The organism is uncultured Mucilaginibacter sp. (genome assembly GCF_937859865.1).
In the GTDB taxonomy this organism is placed as follows: domain Bacteria; phylum Bacteroidota; class Bacteroidia; order Sphingobacteriales; family Sphingobacteriaceae; genus Mucilaginibacter_A.
This window is the reverse complement of the sequence record NZ_CALMAT010000124.1, coordinates 1-16,281: the sequence shown is the minus strand read 5'-3', so window position 1 is coordinate 16,281 and position 16,281 is coordinate 1. Positions and strand designations below refer to the sequence as shown.

Below are 16,281 nucleotides of genomic sequence, written 5' to 3'. Positions count from 1 at the left end.
TAAAAGGTTACATTCTGCCTTGGGATATACCTCACCGCAGAACTTTGAAAAACAATTAAACAATCAAATTACCGCAGCTTAACCATTTGTCCACTTTTTTGTTGCAAGTCCATTTTAAACTTATGAAGTTACCCTTGTACAACTTTATTTGCATTAACGGTCCGTTGATATTCTTAAATGAGAAAATATCCAGTAAATGACTATTTCTGCTATGGCTTACGCAAATAAATTTTACCATAGGTTGAGGTAAAGGAATATGCAGGGCCTTTTCCTGGTTCGGCAGTTAAGGAATTAAAAAAATCCCGTTCCGTATGATCAGTGAGTTTAAGTTCCAGATTGGAATAAATATGCCCGTAACTGGTTGTAGCTTGTAGTTTACCAACCTGGGCTGAATTTATTGTTGCATCAATCCCGCCATAAGTTGCATCGATTGTAACAGGTGCATGGAAATTGGCCAATTCGACAATGCCATAAACAGATTTGATATCCGTGAAAGATTGCACAGGAATTTTGATCTCAACCACAATATTTATATCCGAACCCTCAGTAGAGTATTCTACACCGCTGTTTTTTGCCACACGCTGGTACTCATCTTTTGATCTAAAAATAATCTTTTGCCCATTACGCACAATTGTGTACCTGCGGGGTAATTTGTCAAAGTCTTTGATATAATCACTGATAACCATTGCTCCGTTTACCATTTCTTCTTTTATTACAAACGAGCTGTCGTTTTCATGGTCGTTAATGTTTACATGAGCGGCAACGGCTACCTCATTTTTCTCCCAAGTACTGACCTTTACTATCGGGTAATCAAATTTTAGATTTATCTTTTGGCCTGGTTGCACAAGGTAAGATTTGTTGACCGTTGTTTGTGCATAAGCACCAATAGTTAGGGCATAGCAAATGCATATGAAGAATAGTCTCATATCAAAAATTTTAAATAAGTGAATGTTTAGTTTTTGGGGGAGTTGCGCTATTTGGCTTTACGCAGATAGATTTTGCCGTACTCGGAGGTAAGCTTAAATTCGGTACCACCGCCGTTAAGCTTACCATTTACCGTATTGCCGTAACTGATCATATCCGAATCCGTGTTTTTTTCCAGCTCTAATTTGAGATCTGATGAGGCCAGGATCGATCCATGTGAACTGTTAAGCTTAACATTAATTTTAGTGTCCTGAGGTATGGAGACGTCAACAATAGAATAAACCGAAACGATCGAAACCGGCCCTTTAATAGGTGCACTAAAAGTAGCATCAACTGAGCCATAGATAGCCCGTACACTCAATGGGCCTGTCACGTTTTCCAGCTCGATCTTATTATAATCTGTAGAAGTTTCAATTTCATTTTCCAGGTTTTTAAAGATAGCTTTCCCCGAATTCATTACTTTATGGTACGAATAAGATAAAAGTACCCCTTTTGGTACCATTACTTTGATAGCCAAATGAGATGAGACCGGATTAACCTCCAATGTTGCCCCTTTTTCAACAACACTGATACCAAGTCCGGTGTTATCTACGTAACCGGAGCCGTTAATTTCCCGTAACCCTTTCGCCCTTGGATCAGCATCTTCTTGTGTCCTTTCGGAGCTGAAAATTATTTCGTTACCGTTATAGCCTTCAACCGTTACGGAAGGAAGGTTAAGGATCATTTTGCCGCTGGTTTTACGGATTTTGTAATCTTGTGCTTTAGTGCCTGTTATCGCACCGAGGCTTATTAAAGTTATGATTAAATACTTTTTCATTTGATTTTTTTTAGTTGTTGAGGTATTATGTTTGTCCGGTTCGCTTACCTTCATGCATGCCAGGTGCTAACGGTTTTGTCAATGCTTTTTAAGAGGTACGCAGACGAAAAACACTGGAGTAAGCACAGTCTTTCACAGCCTTCATGGTATTATCGTCGTTAATTAATTTATCCAATTCTGAAAGGATACCCGATTCCTTCATCCTGGTTAGCAACTCGATCAATGCGATCTGCACAACAGGGTCTTGTTGCTTTTTTAAAGAAGTGATGAGTTGTTTTCGCACGTAAGCCTCCCGGTAAAACCGGGCAAGGCCATCGAGTGCGGCCAGCCTGACATTAGCGCTGGGATCATTGTTCAAAGCTTCCACTAAAGCATCTACAACGTCATTGCCCGTATTTTTAAGTTTAAATGCACTGGCCGCTGCATTGATTCGGCTGGCCGGTGAATCCATATTGTTTAATCCTGCAAATACAATTAGCTTATTTGAATTTGAACTTCGCGCTTTCCATTTAGTTAATAAAATCTGTTTACGCAAGACGATGTCTTTATCTACCGCATCAACACTCTTACGTTTTACTATTTCAGTTTTAACCAATTCTGGTGAATCCAGAGTTTTTTCTGAATTACCGTCGATAGTTTTTATTCGCTGTTCGGTTACGCTCTTTTTCGCCAGACTTGTGTTAACACTCGGTTGTTTTTGAATGGCCCAAAACGCAAGTCCACAGGAAATCAAAACTAAACATGCAGCAGCCAAACGCAGTACACGAAAAGGGATCACAACCCCTCGCGCTTCCTTGGCTCCTTTATCGTGCATCGTTTCCAATATCCGGTTTAATACCATAGGATCAGGTGCTTTTTGATCAAACCTGTCCCGGTTATTTTGTATAAATTTCTCCAGTTCGTTTTCCATGATGACCTCTTTCTTTAAGGAAAATTAATATTTTATGTCTCGCCCGGTGATACTTCGTTCTAACGGTATTGTTTTCTAACCCAAGCATCCGGGCTATTTCTGTATTCGGTAGGTTTTCAATGGCAGCCAAATTGAAAACTGCCCTGTAAGCATCAGGTAATGATTCGATAGCTTCGGTTACGACGTCCATTGTGTATTCAAACGCTCCCTCATCTACCAGTTCTTCTTCCGGTTCTAACCTCCAATCCGGTTCAAGTTCTACAAAGTTTATTTTTCTTTTCCTTATCAAATCTACCGCCTTATTGATCGCAATCCTTTTTACCCAAGCCCTAAAACCACCGGTGTTTTTGAAGCCTTCCATAGATTTAAACGCGGCAACAAAACTCTCCTGCAAAATATCTTCCGCTTCCCCGGTATGTTCAACCAGCCGCAGTATTGTACTATATACAGCTGTAGCGTGTTGGTTATACAGTCCCGTATAGCCAGCGGGATCACCACGCCTGCACATCGCTACCAATTCTTCCTGACTGATCATTTACGGAATTCCAAAATGGCCTTGTTAATATTGCTTCGTTTATTACCTAATCGTAAAGACATGGATAGTGTTACAAGAAATCCTCAACTTTTTAATTATTTCTCTAAGGTTTGTTTTTTCATGGCGGTATTTACAGACTGCATAGCAACAGAATAAATTTATTTTTACAAATCCTATGGGATTAGTTGCATTCCTAATTCATTAGGATTATGTTTGCGTATAATAAAATTATATGCAAAAGTTAGCGAAACGTGAAGAGCAGATTATGCAGGCTGTATGGGGTTTGGAAAAGGCATTTATTAAAGATATCATCCAGGAACTGCCCGATCCGAAGCCACATTATAACTCGGTAGCAACCATGTTGAAAATACTGGAAGAAAAAGGGTTTCTGGCACACGAAGTTGTAGGCAATATTTTTCAGTACCGCCCAGCGATTTCAAAAGAAGATTACCAGGGGCACGCCATGAAGGATATCGTGAGCCAGTATTTCGACAACTCTTATTCCCGTATGCTGGCTTTTTTCGCCAAAGAGCAAAAACTATCGGAAACCGAACTGACCGAAATTGTAAACATCATAAAATCCAATAAAAAATGATTCCTTACCTGTTGCATGTATCGCTCCTACTGGCAGTCTGTTTACTGTTTTACAAGCTGCTTTTACAAACAGAAACGTTTTATCGCTTAAACCGGTGGATACTAATGGGCTGTTTGGCGTTCTCTTTTTTGCTGCCACTGATCCCTGTTCCGGGACAATGGTCTATTAGGGAAGCGCGTAAGCAGCAAGTCACGGAAACACATGCACAGGTGATCTTACCTCAAACAGTAGCCCAGGATGTACCAACGAAAGCCACTCCGATTGCGACAAAGCCTATTTCCGCTGTGGTACACAGGCCTTTGCTTACTAAAACTTCACCTGTGAACCCTTCCATAGCTGAATCTATGGTACGTCTAACAAAAGAGCAATTAATCCACTGGATGTTTGTTTTGTACTGGGCAGGTGTAGCAGTATTCGGACTCAACCTCTTGATACAACTTTGCATTACCTTTTATCAGGCTTATACTAAACCTGCTATTAAGGACGGCCCTTACCGCATTATTGAATTAAACGGTGATAAAGTGCCTTGTTCCTTCCTAAATAACATTTTTATCAATCCTGAAAAGTACGATTGGGAAACTTATAACCAGATTTTGTCCCACGAGAAAGTGCATGTGAGACAGTTGCACAGCCTGGACATAATGCTTGCCGAACTGGCTATTATTTTCCAATGGTTTAACCCTTTTGCCTGGCTGTACCGCAAGGAAATAGAAAATAACCTGGAGTATTTGACTGACGAAAATGTTCTAATTAATGAAACTACCGACAAGGAATCGTACCAGGTTAGCTTGCTTAAAGTATCTACCTCTCACTTTTCTCTCCGGATCGCAACCAACTATAACCAATCACTTCTTAAAAAACGAATTATCATGATGAACGCTAAAAAATCGAACGTCCACACCTTGTGGAAATATTTTATGCTGCTGCCTTTGTTTGGCTTCCTGGCCTGCGCACTTAATGGACCTGCCACAAGCAAAAACTTAATGATAAAAAACAAGGCGAACTTATTGCCAACAAAAAATACAGGTGTAAAAGAAGCAATGCCCGGAAAGAATAATTTTCCCGATGAAACGGAAGGCAGTTGGTTTGCCACAGTCAAGCATGACAAGCTGTACATCGATTTTAAAAATACAGATGACGACCATAATTGGTCAAGCAGTTCCTCTTTCCCGCTCAGTGACTTTTCCACCTTGCCTAAAGAGCAGAAAGCAGATTTCACGCTGACCCGCGATGCTGGAACGATTACTTTTAACGGGAAGTTTGATGGCGACCAGGGATATGGCCATTACAAGTTTCAAGGGAACCATGAATATCTTACCTACCTGAAAAACGCGGGCGTCGAAAACACAGAAGACCGGGACCTGCTGACCTTTTTAATGCTAAACATCAGCAAAAGCTACTTGAAATCTCTACATGAAAATGGCTTTACCAGTTTAAAAAAAGGCCAGCTCATTTCTATGGCAGCACTTAAAGTAGATGCTGCATTTATTAAAGGATGGAAACAAGCCGGGTTTAAAGACATTACACCACAGCAACTGGTAACGGCGAAAGCCATGCACATCGATAGTGCTTATGTACACGAAATACAAAAGGCTGGTTACCCTAACATCACTTTTCAGCAGCTTGTAAGCTTTAAAGCACAAGGCGTTACCAGTAGTTTCGTTAGTGGGTTTCGTAAAGCAGGGCAATCAGGGAAGCCAGGTGCAAACGCACAAAGCCACTCAGAGTCTTCAGCATCTACACCAACGGCGATACCAATGGAAATATCTGTAAATGAAGTATTTTCTGCCAAAGCACTACAAATAGATAGCGCTTTTATAAAAGGCTTTGCAAAGGTTGGCTACAATAATCTACAGTTTCGAGAGCTTACAAGCTTTAAAGTAATGGGCGTTACTGCAGATTATATAAAATCTTTACAGGATGTAGGTTACGGTAATTTACCTGTCCATTCCATTGTTTCCCTTAAAACTATGCGGGTTACACGTGAATACATCAAAGGGTTCAATGATATTGGGTACAAAGATATTCCACTAAACTCATTAACCTCTTTTAAAATCCAGGGGGTTACGCCTGAGTTTATTAAGGGCTTCGAAGACATCGGTTACAAAAACCTGGAGCCTTCCAAGGTCATCAGCCTAAAAATACAAGGTGTTACACCTGCCTTTGTTAAAGGCTTCCGCGACCTGGGTTATACCGATGTGCCGCTAAGCGATATTACCTACATGAAAATAGCCGGTGTTACGCCGGAACATGTTGCTTCGATGAAGCAAAAAGGCCTGAATTCCAAAGACCTGCGTAAGTACGCCACGCTTAAAAACTCGTTTAATTAAACGCTTTTCTTTAAAGGCTGCTTCTTTTAGCAGCCTTTTATTTACATCTGCGGCTGTAGGTCTTTTCTCATTGAAAATGCTTTATAAATCGTGGGCATAAATTCTACTGCCTTTCAACTTCTTTTTATATCAGGAAATTTCCATCAGCTATAATGGGAATGCTTTGATTGGATCAGTAATTTAAGCAACGCAGTTTGTAACGTTTAACATATTTATGCGTCTTGCTGGTAAATCCCGAATTCATTTAGCAAAAACCAACACTATGAAAATGTACATCTCCAAGGCCTAACCCGCTCTACCCAAACCTCCTTACCCGACATGAAAAGATTATTACTATCAGCAGTAGGATGCTGCATGGCAGCCACTGCTTTTACCCAAAAAACAAGTGATAAAAACAGCATTAAAGGCATAGTTACCGACTCTGCCACGCACAAATCTTTGGGATATGTTACCTTGACTTTAAAGGATTCCATTACAAACCAGCCCAGTAAAAGTGGCCTGACTAAAGATAACGGAAGCTTTGAATTCAGTGGCTTAACCCTTAAACCCTACCAGCTATCGGTTGCTTCCGTTGGTTACAGAAGCAAAAGCATATCAATACCAGCCTTGGCTTGGCAGCATGTTCAGGCAGCAGATTTGGGAACAATAGAATTATCAGCTACCACGAATGAGCTAAAAGGGGTATCCATTACAGCAGCCCGGCCAGTTATCAAGCAGGAGATAGACCGGTTGAGTTACGATGTGCAGGCCGATCCGGAAAGCAAAGCTTTAACCGCAATAGATATGCTTCGCAAAGTACCGCTGGTCACGGTTGACGGGGATGACAATATCCAATTGCAAGGCAGTGGCAGTTACCGGATATTTATCAATGGCAAGCCTTCAGCCCTGATGACCAATAACCCGAAAGATGTGCTGCGCTCGATGCCTGCTAATACGATCCAAAAAATTGAGATTATTACAACACCGCCCGCAAAGTATGATAGTGAGGGCCTGGCGGGGATCATCAATATCATCACGATTAAGAAAATCGCTGATGGCTACAATGGTAACATCAACGCACGGTACAACCTTCCTTGGGGGCCAGGCCTGAACTTGACCGGGACGTATAAAAAAGGGAAGTTTGGCCTGTCAGGTTACCTTGGTGACAGTAGGCAAATACATACTACCACCAATAACGCTAATTACCGCGAAACTTTTGCACCGGCCGTTTCCACTTTCAGCCAAGCAGGCGACAGGAGCAACAACGGAAACTATTTTTATGGCAACGCGGAGCTAAGCTATGAACTCGACACGTTAAACCTGCTGACAGCTTCCCTAAACTATAATAATGGTCAATATCATTCCAGTTCCGATTATTTTACCCAGTTCAGTAGTGGGTCAGCATCGATTTTACCGCAATCATATGACTTATTAAATACGGGCGCCAACGGTTATAAAGGAACGGACCTGAGCCTAAACTACCAACTGGGTTTTAAGCAGAACAAAAATCAGTTGCTGACCGCTTCCTACCGTTACTCCGGCTATCAGAACAGCCAGCCAAGCAACATCACCATAATAAACCGGATCAATTACAACAATCCCGACTACAACCAGCAGAACGATGCTGGCGCCAAAGAGCATACACTGCAACTCGACTATGTACATCCACTTAAAAAACTGACTATTGAGGCCGGTGCCAAAGGTATTTTCAGGAACAATTTCAGTAATTCAACAGCACAAAATCCGGTAATATCAAATGGAGAAAGCAGTTATGTAGACGACCCTACCCGTACGAATGATTTTACCTACCATCAAAACGTTTACAGCCTGTACAACTCCTACACTTATCAGTTAACCGACTGGACCATAAAAGCCGGGGCACGTTTGGAGCGTACGCATGTGGACGCCAACTTTGTGACCAACGGAACTTCGCTCGACATGAATTACACCAATGTAGTGCCTTCCCTATCCCTACAGCGCCGGTTTAAAAACAACCAGAGTTTAACCTTCGGCTATACCAACCGCTTGGAACGGCCAGGCATTTACCAGTTAAACCCCTTCGTTGATAAGTCAAACCCGCAGATTATTAGCACTGGGAACCCTGGCCTTCAGCCAGTAGTCAGCTATTTGCTGGAGCTTACTTATGCACGATCAGGCAACAACACATTTAGCATCAAGACCAGTTACTTTTATACCGGTAACGCGATTCAATATGTCACGCGGCTACTGTCCGACACATTGAGCGTAAATACTTATGCCAACGTAGGGGCAAACCGGATCGCAAGAATTGATTTTAACGATAACTTTCCTATTGGCAAAAAAGTAAACTTTACCTTAAATACCGGAGTGTTTTATGTTTGGATCAGTGGCTATGACGGTGGCGTGTTTTATCACAATAGCGGCCCGCGTACCAATACTTTCAGTAGTTTGAGCTATAAGCCCTCCGATACTTGGCAACTGGGACTGAATGGAGGGTATAACCGCAGGTATATTACCCTGCAAGGAAGTTCCAAAGACTACGCTTATTCTGCCTTCAGTGCCGCGAAAAGTTTACTGAATAAAAAGTTCACCATTACAGCAACACTCAGAAACCCTTATCAAAGCCGTTATGCTTTCACCCAGTATAGTAAGACTGATCAGTTTTACCAGTCCAATACCAGCAACGACTATTACCGTGCCTTTAACCTTAGTGTAAACTACAAATTCGGCGGACTGAACAGCGATATTAAAAAGAACAAGCGCAACATAAACAATGATGACAAGACGGGCAGCAATAACTGAGTAATTGGTGAAAGTTCTTTTATTTATTATTACAGACTTGACGATAGAAGTTAGTTCAATCTAAATTGCATTTACGGCAGTTATCATAATCATTATTATAAGACAAATTAAGTATAACGAAATACTTTAAATCTCGTGTCAATGAAATTGCTTGCGGTTTCTAAAGCCTTTTATAATAATACCAATGATTCAAATTTTTGGCAATATTTAATTTAAATTGCCGTAAATTTGATAAATATATCTCTACACCTATTAAAAAGAAAGTCAACATATCATCAATTAAAGAGCGGTTTGGACGGTTTAAACCTATTGGATTAGACGAACTGTATCGGTTCTTTAAGGAAAGCGAACCGGACTTATTGAAATCCACTTTTAACTGGCGTGTTTTTGAGTTAGTTAAGCAATTCGAGCTTAAAAGAATCGGCCGTGGGCAACTTATGATCGGGCAAGAGGTTTCATTTTCCCAGCAGTACACAGAGCAGTTAAATGAAATAGGATCATATATTCAAGATCAATTCCCTTTTGCCGATTACTGCTTATGGGATACGGGGATTTTAAATGAATTCGCTCATCATTTACAACGGCATTCCTTTATTATTGTGGATGTGGAAAAAGATACTGCTCAATCTGTTTATTTCCAGTTGAAGGAACGGTTTAAACCTGCTTTCTTCCGGGTTAACGTGAATTTAGTTTTTGATTTCGCGGATGATGATAATAAGCCTCTACTAATCCGTAATATGGTTTCTGAGAGTCCTGTTTCCCAAGGAAGTATCAAAACCCCTACTTTAGAAAAGATCCTTGTTGACGTTTTCTCTGATCCTGAATTTTTGTATTTAGAAGGCAGTGAGATGAGACTAATATTTCTAAATGCTTTTGAAAAATACACTATAAACAGAACAAAGCTCTACAGGTATGCTGCACGAAAAGGCAAGAAGCATGATTTGATGGAGTATATAGATAACATACTTAAACCCTGACTCTATTTTCCTTATGATTTCACATAACAGTCTTACTATTGATTGGTTGAATCAGGTATCTTCCGAGAATAGGAAAGCTGATAAGATTCTGATAGAAAAAGTTATCCGAGCGCTTTTATTGTTGGAAGGACTAGTAAAGGGAGAACTTGAATTTGTCTTTAAAGGCGGCACTGCACTTATGCTGCTTAATAATAGTACGAAGAGATTATCGATAGATATCGATGTTATTATAAGCAATCAAACACAGGATTTAGAAGCAATATTTGACCAGCTAGTTCCTGAATGTAGTTTTAACTGGTATAAACTACAGGAAAGGAATACCAATTCAAATATTGAAAAAGCTCATTATAAGTTTTACTATACCCCCGTACATCAAACTAACATTGCTGAAGATTATGTATTACTAGATATTCTTTTTGAGGAACCACACTATTCTAATATTGTTGACCAGGCTATCAATTCAAGTTTTCTAATTCAGGACGGAGAACCACTTATGGTGAAGGTTCCCAGTTTTGAGGATATTCTTGGCGATAAGCTAACTGCTTTTGCACCGGAAACTACAGGCATCCCATATGAAAAAAACGGTATTAGCAGGGCCATGGAAATCATGAAACAGTTATATGATATCGGAGGTCTGTTAACTTATGTGGAAGATGCAGAAACTGTAGCTAGGACGTTTAATATCTTTGCTAAAACGGAATTGAATTATCGGAATCTTGAGCCTGATGTAGCCCTAGTTCTAAATGACATTTATAATACCGCTTTACATGTTAGTACCAATGGAAAGGATGGTCACGGAAAAATTGATCAATTAATTAGTGGAGCCAACAAAGTGAAAAACTATATATTTTCTGAGAGCTACCATATCGACAGAGCAATTACTGATGCTTCGAAAGCTGCATATATTTCAAAAGTTATTGAATACGGAATATCTGAGTTCGTAAAATTTGAGAATTCCTCTCAAATTGCTCAATGGACTATTGAGCTGCCTTTGAATACCAAGCTGAATAAGTTAAAAAAGTCAAATCCTGAAGCATTCTTTTACTGGTACCAAGTATTTATAATTGGCAAAAACGACAAGTCTATTTAAAAGAATCAAGTTATTGGCAATTATATAAATATAATGCCAATAATTTGAAGACGTTAATTTTGCGTGTTCTTTAATAATTTTAGCTGGAACAGCTATTGTTTGATAGTTAACTCTATGTAATCACGTTTCTTTTGCTGATTTTTCTGATCTCTTATTAATTATATCTAACTTTTAGATATACTAATAAAATTAGATTTAATACCCTATATTTGTTAAGTGGCATCGATGGTGGACAACGCCTGACGATGGCTAAAGCAATTGAGAAAGTTAAACGTAACGGGTGGAATTATATCCGCTTATTGTGTTTGATAACCTCTCTCCTGGGCACTCCCAATTACACTGTAACTTGCAGGTTCAGGGTAACCATATCGGTGGAATTGGGGCTTTTAAAGGGCGGGGAGCAGCGACCCTCAACTATTTTCAAAAAACTTGCATATGTCGTAAAAAACGTTAAATTTACGTAGCATAGGTACATCCAACGTTTTTAAAAAAATAGCATGAAAGGTAAAAAACAAACAAACGGAGCCAGGGCTTAAACTCTGAATTGAAGTTAAAGACAGTTGACAGCAGCAATCGCCGGACGATGGCTAAAGCAATTGAGAAAGCTGAGCATGATGGATGGGATTATCTTCCATTATTGTATTTAACCCTTGGATTAACGCAAAAGACAGCCGATGGTGGACAACGCCTGGCGATGGCTAAAGCAATTGAGAAAGTTAAACGTAACGGGTGGAATTATATCCGCTTATTGTGTTTGATAACCTCTCTCCTGTGATCATGATTGGAACCTGCAAGGACTGATTCTCAGTTTGGACCCACATATCATACATTATGCCTACCGCACCTAAACCTACTTTACTAAAGCAAATCTCCCAACTACCTTTTCTCAAGGAAGCCTGGAAATTACTCAATACTTCAAATAAAAAGTCCAGTGGGCTTTCGCGCTCAACGGTTCAGGAGTTTGATGATAATCGTCTAAGTAACCTAAAATCTATATCGAAAGCATTAGCTTCCGGTTCGTTTAAATTTTCTCCGGTAAAAGGTGTTGCAATTAAAAAGAAGAATAAAGGGCATAGGTCGCTAATGATCTCTGAAATACAGGATCGGGTGGTTCACAAAGCTTTAGCACTTAAACTGGAAAAAACTCTTACTAAAGCATTTAAGCTAAGAAACGTTTGCAGTTTTGCCTATCAAAAAAATCTAAGTATTCAGGATGCCATCGTTCAAATGGCCAGCTACTATAACGACGGATACAAATTCATATTGGAGGCAGACATTCAAAGCTTCTTTCCAACTGTCGATAATAAGATGCTCTTGGAAAGCATTTACCAGAAACTTCCTGATAATTCGATAAACGTTCTTTTGAACGAAGCATTAAATCAGGAGCTGGGCAATAGAGAAGAACTGAAACAGAAAAATTTTAAGGTTTATGAAGACATATTTTCAAGTGAAGAAAATGGAATACCAACGGGAAATGCCCTTTCACCTCTTTTTGCAAATGTTTTTCTGGCAGACTTTGATCAGCGGATGATCAAAGAAAAGATAAAAATGATTCGTTACGCAGATGATTTTATCATCATGTGTAAAACCAAAGATGAGGCGAAAGCGGCCTACGAAATTGCTTATGAAGAATTGACGACAAAAAGAAAACTTATTTTATATCCACTAAAAGAAACTGCTGCCGAGGGTGAAAAGATCAGTAGGGTCTTGAATCCTAAAGAAAACATTTTCACTTTTCTTTCCGTAAGGTTCGATGGTCATCGTTGTTTTATTCCGGAAAGTAAAATGGCCAATCTACTTTCAAAGCTGTATGATCTCGCATCTCCCACAGCTTTTAGAACCAATTTTCCAGATCTGGAATTCAGCTTATTACAAGTATTAACTAAAATTAAAAATTCCCTTGACGGTTGGATTGCCGCCTATAGTTTTCTGGAAATAGAAAACGAACTCAAGGAAATTGATAAACATGTAGATATCGTTCTATACCAAATTTTTAAAGAGTTTGGATTTATCTTAAAAACAAAGGAGCTAGTTAAAATTGCTCCAAAACATACTTTACAGTTTAATAAGGATGGAAAACCAATTTTAAAGCGTACTAGCAACGAGAAAAGTGGATTAAAGCCTTTACAACGAAAAAATGCTGGTATTCCGCTTTGCTTGAACACCTACAAAAAATCAACTTTAGAAATGATGTCCTTTGCCGAGAGAGTTTCCGCAGTAACTAATGGTTTGGCTAAGCCTAAAAAAAGAAAAATAATCCGGCCCCATGCGTCGACTAAATCAGACCTGGATAATAGTTTTTGAAGGGATGACCACAAATGAAGAACGTTGTGGAATATAAAAAGGCCCAGAAAGTCATAACTTCCTGAACCCTTCCCAATTTCAATCAACTTCTCAAAAAGTATTCTAAAACGTAGCTCAAAAAGTAGGTCTAAAAAGAAATAAAGCATTATCTTTATGACACCAACTTAATGAGCCATTATGAATAAAGTGTTTGGTTACGCCAGGGTATCGACTACCGACCAGAATCTGGACACCCAGCTTGACCTGCTGGAAAAGGCAGGTTGTGATCGTATTTTTCAGGATAAAATTACGGGCATCAGTACGAGCCGGCCGGCACTGGACGAAATGCAGGCCGGACTTAGAAAAGGGGACACGGTTGTGGTGGCCAGGTTTTTCCGCTTGGGCAGAAGCAGGGATCATTTGATCTCACTGATTAGTGAATTTAACCGCCAGGGAATTCACTTCAAAGCACTGGACTTGGGCGTTGATAGCACAACACCGGCCGGAAGAATGGTTTTGGGAATCTTTTCAGCTTTAGCAGAATACGACAGGGAAAACATTTTGGAAAAAACACGGGCTGGGCAAATCCTGGCTGCATCAAAAGGCAAGCACATCGGAAGGCCGAAAGGTATCAACGAGGAAGCTTTTTCCAAAGTGAAAAAGGCTATGGAAAGCGGTTTGTCCGTAAACGAAACCGTTCATCTAACGGGCATTAGCATTTCCAGCGTAAAACGCTACCGGAAACAATTACAGGCTAAAACTGCCGGGTAGTGAACAACGATTAGTTAAACCTTTGCTTTCATGATTGTATTGGGTAATGCTTTTCAAAAGAAAACACAAAAAACACCAAAGCAGGAAATAGAAAAAGCACTTAAAATAATGGAGGAATATACAGATGGAAATAAAGCAAAATAAGGATATCACCACATTAGACGAAATTCTGGATCAGAAATACGGTCAAAGAGGAGCTACCAAAAGGGAGCATTGGGAGCAGGAATTTGAAGCTTTCCATTTGGGCGTTCTTTTAGAACAGGCCAGGTTAAAGTTAGGGATGACCCAGGAGGAACTGGCCCAGAAGTGCGGTACCAATAAATCTTATATTTCGCGAATTGAAAATAACTCCTCTGATATCCGCTTATCTACCCTTATGAAAATTATTCAGCAAGGTTTAGGTGGCCATCTGAAACTAACTTTAGAAGTATAATAACAAGCACTATGTTTTTATTTTCAATGGTTTTGTAATGCCTTTGGTTTCTTCTTAAAAAGCCATCATCAAAAACATAAACCACAGGTTAATTAATGAAATGAGTTTATAAGAACAGCACTAAATCAGGGTTCACAGAGAAAAGAAAACGATATTCAATATTTTTCTTTTTGCTGATTTAGAGTTTAAGTTTTAAATCAGATTTCCGTCGTTTTACGGAGGAGGAATAATTATGGCAGGACATTGACTCTATTTACTTTGATAAAATAAAGCAGAAAAAACTACGGTTCTGATGTGTGATCTTTTCTCAGGCTGTCTGTTATGTATAAAGCGTTTCCAAGGTGGATATTCCTTTTTGCTTGAAGGAATATCCGTAGATTGGTCTTACCCGTAAACATGACTAATAAACTGATTTAAGGTAGTTGGTTTTCTTCCCAGGAAATCCTGCAAGGTGTTATCCTGCAAATCCACTGTACCTTGCCTGATAGCTTCAGCCCACATAATGAACATGCTTATGTATAAATCAGGCACACCAAACTGCTTCATCGTAGTCTCAAATTCTGTGATTGAAGGAGACTGATAGTATACCGTTTTTCCTAAAGTAGTAGAAAGTGTTTGTGCTACCTCAGTAAAAGAAACTGATTCGGTATTAGTCAATGGATAGGTCTTGTTTTCATGGCCTTCCGTCGTTAATACATGGGCTGCAGCTTCTGCCAGTTCTTCCCGAAGGACGTAGCTGGCCTTACCTTCTGCTGCAGGAAACAAGATAACACCTGTTTCGGCTACTTTTTGGCCAGCAAAAATCGGGATCATTTCCAGGTAAATACCGTTTTGAAGAATGGTATAAGTAATACCGCTGCCTTTGAGAAAGAGTTCTGATTGTACATGCGAGTTCTGAAAAGCAGCTATGGCAGAATCTTCATATCCCGGTTTTCTAACAAAAGAAGTATATAAAATATGTTTGACTCCGGCTTCTTTTGCAGCCTTAATCACAGCTATATGCTGGGCGGTTCTGTTCTCGACAGCCTGCCGGTCATTGCTGGAAACTAACAACAGCTTATCTACACTCCGGAAAGCTTTTACCAGTGAATCGTGATCTGTATAATCGCCAACTCTTATTTCGATTCCTTTTTCTCTAAGAGGTTGTGCTTTCGCTGCATCTCTGACCAAGGCAGAAATCTCGGCTGGGTTAACTCCTTTTTTTAATAAATGATCAATGGCGTTAGTACCAAACTGACCAGTTGCTCCTGTAACTAAAATCATCTTAACAGTTTTATTTTTTATGATGATTCAAAATTACAGATAAAGATATACTAAGTATACTTGGTTATTAAGAAATAGTACTATACTTTTGTATACCAAATAAGGAAAATCGAATATGAGTGGTTTTAAAGAGTTGATGGAAAGCGAGAAAATACAGCAGTGCCCGAGGCGTTATGTCCTGGCCTTAACGGATACGCTGAATGTTGTGCACGGCAAATGGAAACTGCCTATAATCGCGGCACTTCTGCGCGGGCAAAACCGGTTCAAAGATTTGTTGGAAAACATAGAAAAGATCACACCCAGAATGCTGTCAAAAGAACTAAAAGAACTGGAGATCAACGGTATCGTAGAACGCCAGGTATATAACAGGGTTCCAGTTCTAATAGAATACCGGTTAACAGCATCTGGTAAAAACATTACTGGTGTTATTGATTCCATGATTGACTGGGGAATGCAGCATCGAACAGAAACCATTACAGGTAAACAACAGGAAATTCCAATGATGTAACATCTACAAACCAGGTATGAGCTAAACTTTATAACCTGAGTTCGATTAATAAATATTGATAAAAGTTTGCCAATCAATAGAAATG

At 39.6% G+C, this 16,281-nt stretch carries 16 protein-coding genes; 11 read left to right on the top strand and 5 right to left on the bottom strand.

Annotated elements, in window-relative coordinates:
- Positions 1-209 precede the first annotated feature (209 nt).
- The 4 genes from Q0192_RS13640 to Q0192_RS13625 all read right to left on the bottom strand — a co-directional run bounded on the left by Q0192_RS13640 (position 210) and on the right by Q0192_RS13625 (position 3,186).
- Positions 210-926 (bottom strand): hypothetical protein, encoded by a 717-nt coding sequence (locus Q0192_RS13640; protein WP_299290047.1) that lies wholly within the window; start codon positions 924-926, stop codon positions 210-212.
- Positions 927-973: 47 nt separating this feature from the next.
- Positions 974-1,741 carry a hypothetical protein gene (locus tag Q0192_RS13635; RefSeq protein ID WP_299290045.1) on the bottom strand — a complete coding sequence of 256 codons (768 nt, stop codon included), beginning with the start codon at positions 1,739-1,741 and terminating at the stop codon, positions 974-976.
- 88 nt (positions 1,742-1,829) lie between these two features.
- Positions 1,830-2,651, bottom strand: coding sequence for a HEAT repeat domain-containing protein (locus Q0192_RS13630; RefSeq protein WP_299290044.1), 822 nt, complete (start codon positions 2,649-2,651; stop codon positions 1,830-1,832).
- Positions 2,617-3,186 carry an RNA polymerase sigma factor gene (locus Q0192_RS13625; protein WP_299290043.1) on the bottom strand — a complete coding sequence of 190 codons (570 nt, stop codon included), beginning with the start codon at positions 3,184-3,186 and terminating at the stop codon, positions 2,617-2,619. Before Q0192_RS13625 ends, Q0192_RS13630 begins: the two co-directional genes overlap by 35 nt.
- Positions 3,187-3,418: 232 nt before the next feature.
- Here Q0192_RS13625 and Q0192_RS13620 point away from each other — a divergent pair, with 232 nt between their 5' ends.
- From Q0192_RS13620 to Q0192_RS13575, 10 genes are all read left to right on the top strand, one after another.
- Positions 3,419-3,781, top strand: a complete 363-nt coding sequence (locus Q0192_RS13620; RefSeq protein ID WP_299290042.1) for a BlaI/MecI/CopY family transcriptional regulator — start codon at positions 3,419-3,421, stop codon at positions 3,779-3,781.
- Positions 3,778-6,111: a M56 family metallopeptidase gene (locus Q0192_RS13615; protein ID WP_299290041.1), complete on the top strand. Its 2,334-nt coding sequence runs from the start codon at positions 3,778-3,780 to the stop codon at positions 6,109-6,111. Before Q0192_RS13620 ends, Q0192_RS13615 begins: the two co-directional genes overlap by 4 nt.
- 318 nt (positions 6,112-6,429) lie before the next feature.
- A complete protein-coding gene (locus Q0192_RS13610; protein WP_299290040.1) occupies positions 6,430-8,871 on the top strand; it encodes an outer membrane beta-barrel family protein in 2,442 nt (813 codons plus the stop codon).
- Positions 8,872-9,068: 197 nt separating this feature from the next.
- Positions 9,069-9,848 carry a DUF6577 family protein gene (locus tag Q0192_RS13605; RefSeq protein ID WP_299290039.1) on the top strand — a complete coding sequence of 260 codons (780 nt, stop codon included), beginning with the start codon at positions 9,069-9,071 and terminating at the stop codon, positions 9,846-9,848.
- Between the two features lie 13 nt (positions 9,849-9,861).
- On the top strand, positions 9,862-10,938 hold the full coding sequence (locus tag Q0192_RS13600) for a nucleotidyl transferase AbiEii/AbiGii toxin family protein (RefSeq protein ID WP_299290038.1): 1,077 nt from the start codon (positions 9,862-9,864) through the stop codon (positions 10,936-10,938).
- Between the two features lie 583 nt (positions 10,939-11,521).
- Positions 11,522-11,713: a hypothetical protein gene (locus tag Q0192_RS13595; protein ID WP_299290037.1), complete on the top strand. Its 192-nt coding sequence runs from the start codon at positions 11,522-11,524 to the stop codon at positions 11,711-11,713.
- Between the two features lie 56 nt (positions 11,714-11,769).
- Complete coding sequence (locus tag Q0192_RS13590) at positions 11,770-13,242, top strand: reverse transcriptase domain-containing protein (protein WP_299290036.1); 1,473 nt, start codon at positions 11,770-11,772, stop codon at positions 13,240-13,242.
- A gap of 177 nt (positions 13,243-13,419) precedes the next feature.
- Positions 13,420-13,992: a recombinase family protein gene (locus Q0192_RS13585; protein ID WP_299290035.1), complete on the top strand. Its 573-nt coding sequence runs from the start codon at positions 13,420-13,422 to the stop codon at positions 13,990-13,992.
- Between the two features lie 30 nt (positions 13,993-14,022).
- On the top strand, positions 14,023-14,136 hold the full coding sequence (locus Q0192_RS13580; protein WP_299290034.1) for a type II toxin-antitoxin system RelE/ParE family toxin: 114 nt from the start codon (positions 14,023-14,025) through the stop codon (positions 14,134-14,136).
- Positions 14,117-14,425 (top strand): helix-turn-helix transcriptional regulator, encoded by a 309-nt coding sequence (locus Q0192_RS13575; RefSeq protein WP_299290033.1) that lies wholly within the window; start codon positions 14,117-14,119, stop codon positions 14,423-14,425. Before Q0192_RS13580 ends, Q0192_RS13575 begins: the two co-directional genes overlap by 20 nt.
- A gap of 384 nt (positions 14,426-14,809) precedes the next feature.
- Here the strand turns inward: Q0192_RS13575 and Q0192_RS13570 are convergent, their stop codons facing one another.
- Complete coding sequence (locus tag Q0192_RS13570; protein WP_299290032.1) at positions 14,810-15,688, bottom strand: SDR family oxidoreductase; 879 nt, start codon at positions 15,686-15,688, stop codon at positions 14,810-14,812.
- A 115-nt stretch (positions 15,689-15,803) separates the two neighbouring features.
- Between Q0192_RS13570 and Q0192_RS13565 the strand changes: the two genes are divergently transcribed.
- The gene (locus tag Q0192_RS13565; RefSeq protein WP_299290031.1) at positions 15,804-16,196 is read left to right on the top strand and encodes a helix-turn-helix domain-containing protein; all 393 of its coding nucleotides are present in this window, start codon (positions 15,804-15,806) and stop codon (positions 16,194-16,196) included.
- Positions 16,197-16,281: the final 85 nt, after the last annotated feature.